The organism is Citrobacter sp. wls827 (assembly GCF_005280875.1).
In the GTDB taxonomy this organism is placed as follows: domain Bacteria; phylum Pseudomonadota; class Gammaproteobacteria; order Enterobacterales; family Enterobacteriaceae; genus Citrobacter; species Citrobacter youngae.
Genome location: NZ_SZWR01000017.1, coordinates 276094 through 285436, shown reverse-complemented (window position 1 = coordinate 285436; position 9343 = coordinate 276094). Strand labels below are relative to the sequence as shown.

Below are 9343 nucleotides of genomic sequence, written 5' to 3'. Positions count from 1 at the left end.
AAGGCGCTTGCGCCGCATCCGGCTCCACGCTAACGCCTGATGGCGCTTTGCTTATCAGGCCTGGTCATGATTAACCGTTGTTGCTGCGTCCGCCCGGGCGACGGCTGCTGCCGACCTGAGAGTGACGTTTCACCGCACGGCGGATCTGATTCGCCTTCATACGGCGACGATCTTTCTCGACGGCCACTTTAGAGGTCGTTTCTGGCTTCAGCTCCACCAGTTCACGCAGATAGTTGGTCTGAGCAAGATCAAGCTCTGTCCAGCCACCACGCGGCAGGCCTTTCGGCAGCGGGATATCACCGTAACGGACACGGATCAGACGACTTACCTGCACACCTACCGCTTCCCACAGACGGCGAACCTCGCGGTTGCGGCCTTCAGTCAGCGTGACGTTATACCACTGGTTAATCCCTTCACCACCGCTGAACTTGATCGTTTTAAACGCAGCCGGACCATCTTCCAACTGTACGCCACGGCTCAGATCACGCAGTTTAGCATCGTCAACCTGACCGAATACTCGCACCGCGTACTCGCGTTCAACTTCACGGCTCGGGTGCATCAGACGGTTCGCCAGTTCACCATCAGTAGTAAACAGCAGCAGACCACAGGTGTTCACGTCCAGACGACCTACGGCAATCCAGCGCGCGTCGCGCAGTTTTGGCAGGCGATCAAATACGGTCGGACGACCTTCCGGGTCGTTACGGGTACACAGTTCACCTTCCGGCTTGTAATAAGCCAGAACGCGGCAGATTTGTTCTGCAGATTCTTTCACCGAAATCAGATGACCGTCGATACGGATTTTCAGACCCGGCGTCACTTCAACGCGATCGCCGAGCGTGGCAATTTTGCCATCAACGCTCACGCGACCCGCGGCAATTATGGATTCAATTTCACGGCGAGAACCGTGGCCAGCACGCGCCAGCACTTTTTGTAACTTTTCGCTCATAGAGCTTCCTTTAGGTGTCGCCTTCACAGGCGTCGAACAGGAGAATCAACGGCGCCAGTCAGCGCCATTTTAAGGCCGCGTAGTATAGCGGTTCGCGCCCTTATAAGAAAGGTTTAACGTCACCAACACCTTCGCGCAATACCACCGGGGAATCGTCGGTTAAATCAATGACCGTGGTCGGCTGCTGGCCGAGATATCCGCCGTGGATAATTAAATCCACCTGTTTCTCCAGGCGATCTTTAATTTCTTCCGGATCTGACTCGGTAAATTCGCTACCCGGCAGCATCAGTGACGTCGAGAGCATCGGCTCGCCCAGCGCTTCAAGCAGCGCCAGTGCTATCGGGTTTGAGGGTACACGCAGGCCGATGGTCTTACGTTTTTCCTGCAACAAGCGGCGCGGAACCTCTTTCGTCCCCTTAAGGATGAAGGTGTAATTGCCCGGCGTGTTGTTTTTAATTAATCGGAAGGCCACGTTGTCGACAAACGAATAGGTCGACAGTTCAGACAGGTCACGGCACATCAGCGTAAAGTTGTGCCCGTCCGGCAGGTGACGGATGCGACAAATGCGTTCCATTGCACCTTTATCTTCAATTTTACACCCCAACGCATAGCCGGAATCGGTTGGATAGACAATCACCCCACCTTTCCGCACGATATCAACGGCCTGGTTGATCAGTCGCTGCTGCGGGTTTTCGGGATGAATATAAAAAAACTGGCTCATACTTTCCTCTCTGTGGTCTCGGGCTGCTCCCAAAGTTGCCAGACGCCTTCCACGCCTGCGGGCAACCAGAGTTTACGCCCCAACTCAATCCATGGGCAGGGTAGATGAAAATCAGACCCTTGCGATGCCCACAGTTGATGCTGACGCGCAAGCGTCGCCAGATGGGTGCGTTCATTGGGAGACTGCTGGCACTGTGCCACCTCCATCGCGTCGCCGCGGTGCTCAGCAAAATGCGCAACCAGTCTTTTCAGCCACTTAGCGCTAAGATCGTACCGACCTGGATGAGCCAGAACTGCCTTACCGCCAGAATGATGAATGACATCAATAGCTTGTTCTATTGTACACCACTGTGGCGGAACGTAACCGGTTTTCCCACGAGCAAGATATTTTTTAAAGACATCCGCCATGGTTGTGGCTTTGCCACATTCCACCAGGAAACGCGCAAAATGCCCCCGCGTAACCGCCCCGCCATCAGCCAGTCGTAGAGCCCCTTCCCATGCGCCGGGAATGTGCGCTTTGTCGAGCCGTTCAGCAATCAGGCGCGCGCGCTGCTGGCGACGTTCCGTCTGTTGCGCCAGAAAGTCGCACATCACTGGATGCGCGATATCAATGTTCAGACCCACTATATGGATCTCATGGTTTTCCCAGACCGTTGATATCTCAACGCCAGAGATCAAATTTAACGCTAAACCTGAACGTGAAATTTCTTCTCTTGCCGCCGCAATGCCCGCCGTGGTGTCATGATCTGTGATCGCCAGTGTACCGACTCGCATCTCTACCGCACGGTGTACTAAGGCTTCTGGCGTTAATCGCCCATCAGAAGCAGTAGTATGGCTGTGCAGGTCATAAATCACTGCGTAATTCGTGTCGCTCAAGGCGGCTCCCGTTTCAATAAATGTCGTAACACGCCCATCATAACGGTTTCGACAAATATACTGAAATCAGGTGTTGACTTTGCCTCATCGAACTAGTTAACTAGTACGCAAGTTCACATGAAGAAGGTATCTGAGATGAAAGCAACATTTATCCTGCACGGTTGGTGGCGCACTTCCTGATTTCGGGCAGTGTCTTACGTCTGCAATATGCAACCAGATACCCGGCCCGCCAAATAAGCGGGCTTTTTTTTGAACAAAATTAATGAGAATAACGATGCAAACACAAAAACCAACACTTGAACTGCTCGCCTGCGATGCCGCCTACCGTGAGAACCCGACGGCGCTGTTTCATCAGGTGTGTGGCGCACGACCGGCAACGCTGCTGCTGGAATCCGCCGATATCGACAGCAAGGACGATCTCAAGAGCCTGCTGCTGGTCGACAGCGCATTGCGCATTACCGCCCTGGGTGACACTGTCACTATTCAGGCGCTGTCGGCGAATGGCGCATCGCTGCTGCCCCTGCTGGACGCCGCCCTGCCCGCGGGCGTTGATAACGATAAACAGCCGAATGCTCGTCAGTTGACATTCCCCAGCGTAAGCCCGCTGCTGGATGAAGATGCCCGCTTATGTTCCCTTTCTGTATTTGATGCGTTCCGTTTACTGCAGGAACTGGTTAATGTTCCGGCGCAGGAACGTGAAGCCATGTTCTTCGGCGGTCTGTTTTCCTATGACCTGGTTGCCGGATTTGAAGATTTACCCCAGCTTGAGGCGGGTAACCAGTGCCCGGACTACTGCTTCTATCTGGCAGAAACGCTGATGGTTATCGACCACCAGAAAAAAAGCACCCGCATTCAGGCCAGCATCTTTACGCCAAATGACGAGGAAAAACTACGACTGAACGCCCGCCTGGCACAGTTGAGCCAACAGCTCACCGAACCCGCACCGCCGCTGCCCGTCACTGAAGTCCCGCAGATGCGCTGCGAATGCAATCAGAGCGATGAAGAGTTCGGCGCCGTAGTACGTGGCATGCAAAAAGCGATTCGCGCGGGCGAAATTTTCCAGGTGGTTCCATCTCGTCGTTTCTCGCTGCCCTGCCCGTCGCCGCTGGCAGCCTACTATGTGCTGAAGAAAAGCAACCCCAGCCCGTACATGTTTTTCATGCAGGACAACGAGTTCACACTGTTCGGCGCATCGCCGGAAAGTTCGTTGAAATACGATGCCACCAGCCGCCAGATTGAAATTTACCCGATTGCCGGGACCCGCCCACGCGGTCGTCGTGCAGACGGAACGCTTGATCGCGATCTCGACAGCCGTATCGAGCTGGAGATGCGTACCGACCATAAAGAGCTTTCAGAGCACCTGATGCTGGTTGACCTGGCGCGTAACGACCTGGCGCGCATCTGTACGCCGGGTAGCCGCTACGTTGCGGATCTCACCAAAGTGGATCGTTACTCCTTCGTTATGCACCTGGTTTCGCGCGTGGTCGGCGAATTACGTAGCGATCTGGATGTGCTGCATGCTTACCGCGCCTGTATGAACATGGGCACGCTGAGCGGCGCGCCGAAAGTTCGCGCTATGCAGCTTATCGCCGAGGCCGAAGGTCGACGCCGTGGAAGCTATGGCGGTGCCGTAGGTTACTTCACCGCCCATGGCGATCTGGATACCTGTATTGTGATTCGTTCCGCCCTCGTGGAAGACGGTATTGCTACCGTACAAGCCGGTGCCGGGATTGTTCTGGATTCTGTTCCGCAGTCTGAAGCCGATGAAACCCGTAATAAAGCGCGTGCGGTTCTGCGTGCTATCGCCACCGCACACCACGCACAGGAGACTTTCTGATGGCTGACATTCTGCTGCTCGATAATATTGACTCTTTTACCTATAACCTGGCGGATCAGCTACGTACTAATGGTCACAACGTGGTGATTTACCGCAACCATATTCCGGCCCAGACGTTGATTGACCGTTTAGCAACGATGAAAAATCCGGTGCTGATGCTCTCTCCAGGTCCTGGTGCGCCCAGTGAAGCGGGTTGCATGCCTGAACTGTTAACCCGCCTGCGCGGCAAGCTGCCGATCATTGGCATCTGTCTGGGTCATCAGGCGATTGTTGAGGCCTATGGCGGATATGTGGGCCAGGCTGGAGAAATCCTGCACGGCAAAGCCTCCAGCATTGAACACGACGGTCAGGCAATGTTTGCTGGTCTGGCGAATCCGCTGCCGGTGGCACGCTATCATTCGTTGGTTGGCAGCAACGTTCCGGCAGGATTAACCATTAACGCCCATTTTAACGGCATGGTGATGGCGGTACGTCACGATACCGATCGCGTATGCGGCTTCCAGTTCCATCCGGAGTCCATTCTGACCACCCAGGGTGCGCGTCTGCTGGAGCAAACGCTGGCCTGGGCGCAACAGAAGCTTGAACAGACCAATACGCTGCAACCTATTCTGGAGAAACTGTATCAGGCTCAGACGCTGTCCCAGCAGGAAAGCCACCAGTTGTTCTCTGCCGTGGTCCGCGGTGAACTGAAGCCGGAACAACTGGCAGCGGCGCTGGTGAGCATGAAAATTCGTGGCGAGCATCCGAATGAAATTGCCGGTGCGGCAACCGCGCTGCTGGAAAATGCCGCCCCGTTCCCACGCCCTGATTATCTGTTTGCCGATATTGTCGGTACCGGTGGTGATGGCAGCAACAGTATCAATATTTCCACCGCCAGCGCCTTTGTTGCAGCGGCTTGCGGACTGAAAGTTGCCAAACACGGTAACCGCAGCGTTTCCAGCAAATCGGGGTCTTCGGATCTGTTAGCGGCATTTGGCATCAATCTGGATATGAACGCCGATAAATCCCGCCAGGCGCTTGACGATCTCGGCGTGTGCTTTCTGTTTGCGCCGAAATACCACACCGGTTTTCGCCATGCCATGCCGGTACGCCAGCAGTTGAAAACCCGCACGCTGTTTAACGTGCTCGGCCCGTTGATTAACCCGGCACATCCGCCGTTGGCGCTGATCGGCGTTTACAGCCCGGAGCTGGTGCTGCCGATTGCCGAAACGCTGCGCGTGCTCGGCTATCAGCGAGCAGCCGTAGTGCACAGTGGTGGCATGGACGAAGTTTCGCTGCATGCACCGACCATTGTGGCAGAGCTGCACGATGGGGAAATCAAGAGCTACCAGCTAACGGCGGAAGACTTTGGCCTGACGCCATATCATCAGGAACAGTTGGCTGGCGGCACGCCGGAAGAAAACCGTGACATTCTGAGTCGCTTGTTACAAGGTAAAGGTGAGGCCGCTCATGAGGCTGCTGTTGCCGCGAATGTCGCCATGTTAATGCGCCTGCACGGTGAAGAAGACTTAAAAGCCAACGCGCAAACCGTGATTAATGTGCTGCGCAGCGGTGCGGCTTACGACCGTGTTACTGCACTGGCAGCGAGAGGGTAAATGATGCAAACCGTTTTAGCGAAAATTGTCGCTGACAAGGCGATTTGGGTAGAAGCCCGCAAACAGCAACAACCGCTGACCAGCTTTCAAAATGATGTTCAACCCAGCACGCGTGATTTCTACGATGCGCTGCAAGGGACACGTACCGCTTTTATTCTGGAGTGCAAAAAAGCCTCTCCATCAAAAGGCGTAATTCGTGATGACTTCGACCCGGCACAGATTGCGGGAGTATACAAACATTATGCGTCAGCAATTTCCGTGCTAACGGACGAGAAATATTTTCAGGGTAGCTTTGATTTTCTGCCCATCGTCAGTCGCATTGCACCACAGCCGATCCTGTGTAAAGACTTTATTATCGATCCTTACCAGATTTATCTGGCACGTTTCTACCAGGCGGACGCCTGTCTGCTGATGTTGTCGGTTTTAGATGATGAACAGTATCGTCAGCTCGCCGCCGTCGCCCACAGCCTGAAAATGGGCGTGCTGACCGAGGTTAGCAATGAAGAAGAGCTGGAGCGCGCCATTGCGCTGGGGGCGAAAGTCGTCGGTATTAACAACCGTGATTTGCGTGACCTGTCGATTGACCTCAACCGTACTCGCCAGCTTGCACCACGTTTGGGTCATGGCGTCACCGTCATCAGCGAATCCGGGATCAACACTTATGGTCAGGTTCGCGAACTCAGCCATTTCGCCAACGGATTTCTGATAGGTTCTGCGCTGATGTCCCATGATGATCTTCACGCCGCCGTTCGTCGTGTTTTGCTTGGCGAAAATAAAGTCTGCGGACTGACTCGTGCACAGGATGCAAAAGCAGCGTACGAATCTGGGGCCATTTATGGCGGCGTAATTTTTGTCCCGACCTCACCACGCGCTGTCAGCGTTGAGCAGGCGCGAGACGTTATGACGGGTGCGCCGCTACAGTATGTAGGCGTGTTCCGTAACACCGACATCGCAGACGTCCGCGAAAAAGTCACCGCACTGTCGCTGGCCGCCGTACAACTACATGGAAGCGAAGATCAGGCCTATATTGATGCTCTGCGCAATGTGCTACCCGCGCAGGTGCAAATCTGGAAGGCGCTAAGCGTCAGCGAGACATTGCCAGCCCGTGATTACCAGCATGTCGATAAATACGTTTTCGACAACGCTCAGGGCGGTAGCGGGCAACGCTTCGACTGGTCACTCTTAGGCGGACAATCGCTGGATAACGTTTTACTGGCTGGCGGACTCGGTGCAGATAACTGCGTCGACGCGGCTAAAACCGGCTGTGCCGGGCTCGATTTCAATTCTGGCGTAGAGTCACAGCCGGGCATCAAAGATGCGCGTCTTCTGGCTTCAGTCTTTCAGACGCTGCGCGCATATTAAGGAAAAGGACATGACAACATTACTCAATCCGTATTTTGGTGAATTTGGCGGTATGTATGTGCCACAGATTCTGATGCCTGCGCTGCGCCAACTGGAAGAAGCGTTCGTCAGTGCACAAAAAGACCCTGAGTTTCAGGCACAGTTTACAGACCTGCTGAAAAACTATGCTGGTCGCCCAACTGCGCTGACCAAATGCCAGAACATTACTCAAGGCACCAACACCACGTTGTACCTTAAACGTGAAGATTTGCTGCACGGCGGCGCGCACAAAACCAACCAGGTGCTGGGCCAGGCGTTGCTGGCGAAGCGTATGGGTAAAACCGAGATCATCGCCGAAACCGGCGCGGGTCAGCATGGTGTGGCGTCTGCCCTTGCCAGCGCCTTGCTGGGTTTAAAGTGCCGTATTTATATGGGTGCGAAAGACGTTGAACGCCAGTCGCCTAACGTTTTCCGTATGCGTCTGATGGGCGCTGAAGTGATCCCGGTTCACAGCGGTTCCGCGACGCTGAAAGATGCCTGTAATGAAGCGCTGCGCGACTGGTCTGGCAGCTATGACACTGCGCACTATATGCTCGGTACGGCGGCAGGTCCGCACCCCTTCCCGACCATTGTACGTGAATTCCAGCGCATGATCGGTGAAGAAACCAAAGCGCAGATCCTCGAAAAAGAGGGTCGCCTGCCGGACGCCGTGATCGCCTGCGTGGGCGGCGGTTCTAACGCCATCGGTATGTTCGCCGACTTTATTAATGAAACCAGCGTCGGGCTGATTGGCGTAGAGCCAGGCGGTCACGGGATTGAGTCTGGAGAACACGGCGCGCCGTTGAAACATGGTCGTGTCGGGATTTACTTCGGCATGAAGTCCCCGATGATGCAAACCGAAGAAGGACAGATTGAAGAGTCTTACTCTATTTCCGCCGGACTGGACTTCCCGTCAGTCGGGCCACAGCACGCTTATCTGAACAGTATCGGACGTGCTGACTATGTATCGATTACTGATGATGAAGCACTGGAAGCCTTCAAAACGCTGTGTCTGCACGAGGGGATTATCCCGGCGCTGGAGTCCTCCCATGCCCTGGCGCACGCGTTGAAAATGATGCGTGAAAATCCGGAAAAAGAGCAGTTACTGGTGGTTAATCTCTCCGGTCGCGGCGACAAAGACATTTTCACCGTACACGATATTCTGAAAGCGCGAGGGGAAATCTGATGGAACGTTACGAAAACCTGTTTGCACAGCTGAAGGACCGCAAAGAAGGCGCTTTTGTCCCCTTCGTGACCCTGGGCGATCCCTCTGTTGAACAGTCACTGAAAATCATTGATACGCTGATCGAAGCGGGTGCCGATGCGCTTGAGCTGGGTATTCCGTTCTCCGACCCGCTGGCCGACGGCCCAACCATCCAGGAAGCGACATTACGTGCGTTCGCGGCAGGCGTCACGCCGTCACAATGTTTTGAAATGTTGGCGTTGATTCGGCAAAAACACCCAACCATTCCAATTGGTTTACTGATGTATGCCAACCTGGTGTTCAGCAAGGGTATTGACGAATTTTACGCACAGTGTGAGAAGGTCGGCGTAGATTCGGTATTAGTCGCCGATGTGCCGGTTGAAGAGTCTGCGCCATTCAGAACGGCCGCATTACGTCATAATGTAGCGCCAATTTTCATTTGCCCGCCTAACGCTGACGAAGAACTGCTGCGTCAGATTGCCGCTCATGGCCGCGGTTATACCTATTTATTGTCACGCGCAGGCGTTACGGGTGCCGAAAATCGTGCGGCGTTACCGTTGCATCATCTGGTCGAAAAGCTGAAAGAATTCAATGCCCCGCCTTCTTTACAGGGCTTTGGTATCTCTGCACCGGAACAGGTGACAGGCGCCATTGAAGCAGGTGCTGCGGGGGCTATTTCCGGATCGGCGATTGTCAAAATCATTGAGAAAAATGTTGCAGCACCAGAGCAAATGCTGGCTGAGCTGAAAGCGTTTGTCAGCGCGATGAAAGCCGCCACCCAATAG

The 9343-nt window shown here is 54.5% G+C and carries 9 protein-coding genes and 1 other annotated feature; of the genes, 6 read left to right on the top strand and 3 right to left on the bottom strand.

The annotated features are described in order from the left end of the window. Nucleotides 1-70: 70 nt before the first annotated feature. The 3 genes from rluB to rnm form a co-directional block, all read right to left on the bottom strand. Nucleotides 71-946 (bottom strand): 23S rRNA pseudouridine(2605) synthase RluB, encoded by an 876-nt coding sequence (gene rluB, locus FDX03_RS11895; protein WP_003020625.1) that lies wholly within the window; start codon nucleotides 944-946, stop codon nucleotides 71-73. A gap of 100 nt (nucleotides 947-1046) precedes the next feature. Beyond that, on the bottom strand, nucleotides 1047-1667 hold the full coding sequence (locus tag FDX03_RS11890) for an L-threonylcarbamoyladenylate synthase (RefSeq protein WP_005126434.1): 621 nt from the start codon (nucleotides 1665-1667) through the stop codon (nucleotides 1047-1049). After that, nucleotides 1664-2542: an RNase AM gene (rnm, locus tag FDX03_RS11885; RefSeq protein WP_048211492.1), complete on the bottom strand. Its 879-nt coding sequence runs from the start codon at nucleotides 2540-2542 to the stop codon at nucleotides 1664-1666. The genes FDX03_RS11890 and rnm overlap by 4 nt, the downstream gene beginning before the upstream one ends. A gap of 135 nt (nucleotides 2543-2677) precedes the next feature. Here rnm and trpL point away from each other — a divergent pair, with 135 nt between their 5' ends. From trpL to trpA, 6 genes are all read left to right on the top strand, one after another. Further along, nucleotides 2678-2722: a trp operon leader peptide gene (gene trpL / locus FDX03_RS11880; RefSeq protein ID WP_133087228.1), complete on the top strand. Its 45-nt coding sequence runs from the start codon at nucleotides 2678-2680 to the stop codon at nucleotides 2720-2722. Next, nucleotides 2699-2793 (top strand) — a sequence feature (Trp leader region). (Overlaps the previous gene by 24 nt.) A 23-nt stretch (nucleotides 2794-2816) precedes the next feature. After that, complete coding sequence (locus FDX03_RS11875; RefSeq protein WP_121584716.1) at nucleotides 2817-4379, top strand: anthranilate synthase component 1; 1563 nt, start codon at nucleotides 2817-2819, stop codon at nucleotides 4377-4379. After that, nucleotides 4379-5974: a bifunctional anthranilate synthase glutamate amidotransferase component TrpG/anthranilate phosphoribosyltransferase TrpD gene (gene trpD, locus FDX03_RS11870; RefSeq protein ID WP_003020639.1), complete on the top strand. Its 1596-nt coding sequence runs from the start codon at nucleotides 4379-4381 to the stop codon at nucleotides 5972-5974. The genes FDX03_RS11875 and trpD overlap by 1 nt, the downstream gene beginning before the upstream one ends. 3 nt (nucleotides 5975-5977) lie before the next feature. After that, nucleotides 5978-7336, top strand: a complete 1359-nt coding sequence (gene trpCF, locus FDX03_RS11865; RefSeq protein ID WP_137346029.1) for a bifunctional indole-3-glycerol-phosphate synthase TrpC/phosphoribosylanthranilate isomerase TrpF — start codon at nucleotides 5978-5980, stop codon at nucleotides 7334-7336. A 10-nt stretch (nucleotides 7337-7346) separates the two neighbouring features. Further along, nucleotides 7347-8540, top strand: coding sequence for a tryptophan synthase subunit beta (gene trpB / locus FDX03_RS11860; RefSeq protein ID WP_003020645.1), 1194 nt, complete (start codon nucleotides 7347-7349; stop codon nucleotides 8538-8540). Beyond that, nucleotides 8540-9343 (top strand): tryptophan synthase subunit alpha, encoded by an 804-nt coding sequence (gene trpA / locus FDX03_RS11855; RefSeq protein ID WP_137345967.1) that lies wholly within the window; start codon nucleotides 8540-8542, stop codon nucleotides 9341-9343. Before trpB ends, trpA begins: the two co-directional genes overlap by 1 nt.

Coding starts and splice junctions, on each gene's coding strand:
- rluB (WP_003020625.1), bottom strand. CDS start 946: ATGAGCGAAAAGTTACAAAAAGTGCTGGCGCGTGCTGGCCACGGTTCT.
- FDX03_RS11890 (WP_005126434.1), bottom strand. CDS start 1,667: ATGAGCCAGTTTTTTTATATTCATCCCGAAAACCCGCAGCAGCGACTG.
- FDX03_RS11875 (WP_121584716.1), top strand. CDS start 2,817: ATGCAAACACAAAAACCAACACTTGAACTGCTCGCCTGCGATGCCGCC.
- trpD (WP_003020639.1), top strand. CDS start 4,379: ATGGCTGACATTCTGCTGCTCGATAATATTGACTCTTTTACCTATAAC.
- trpCF (WP_137346029.1), top strand. CDS start 5,978: ATGCAAACCGTTTTAGCGAAAATTGTCGCTGACAAGGCGATTTGGGTA.
- trpB (WP_003020645.1), top strand. CDS start 7,347: ATGACAACATTACTCAATCCGTATTTTGGTGAATTTGGCGGTATGTAT.
- trpA (WP_137345967.1), top strand. CDS start 8,540: ATGGAACGTTACGAAAACCTGTTTGCACAGCTGAAGGACCGCAAAGAA.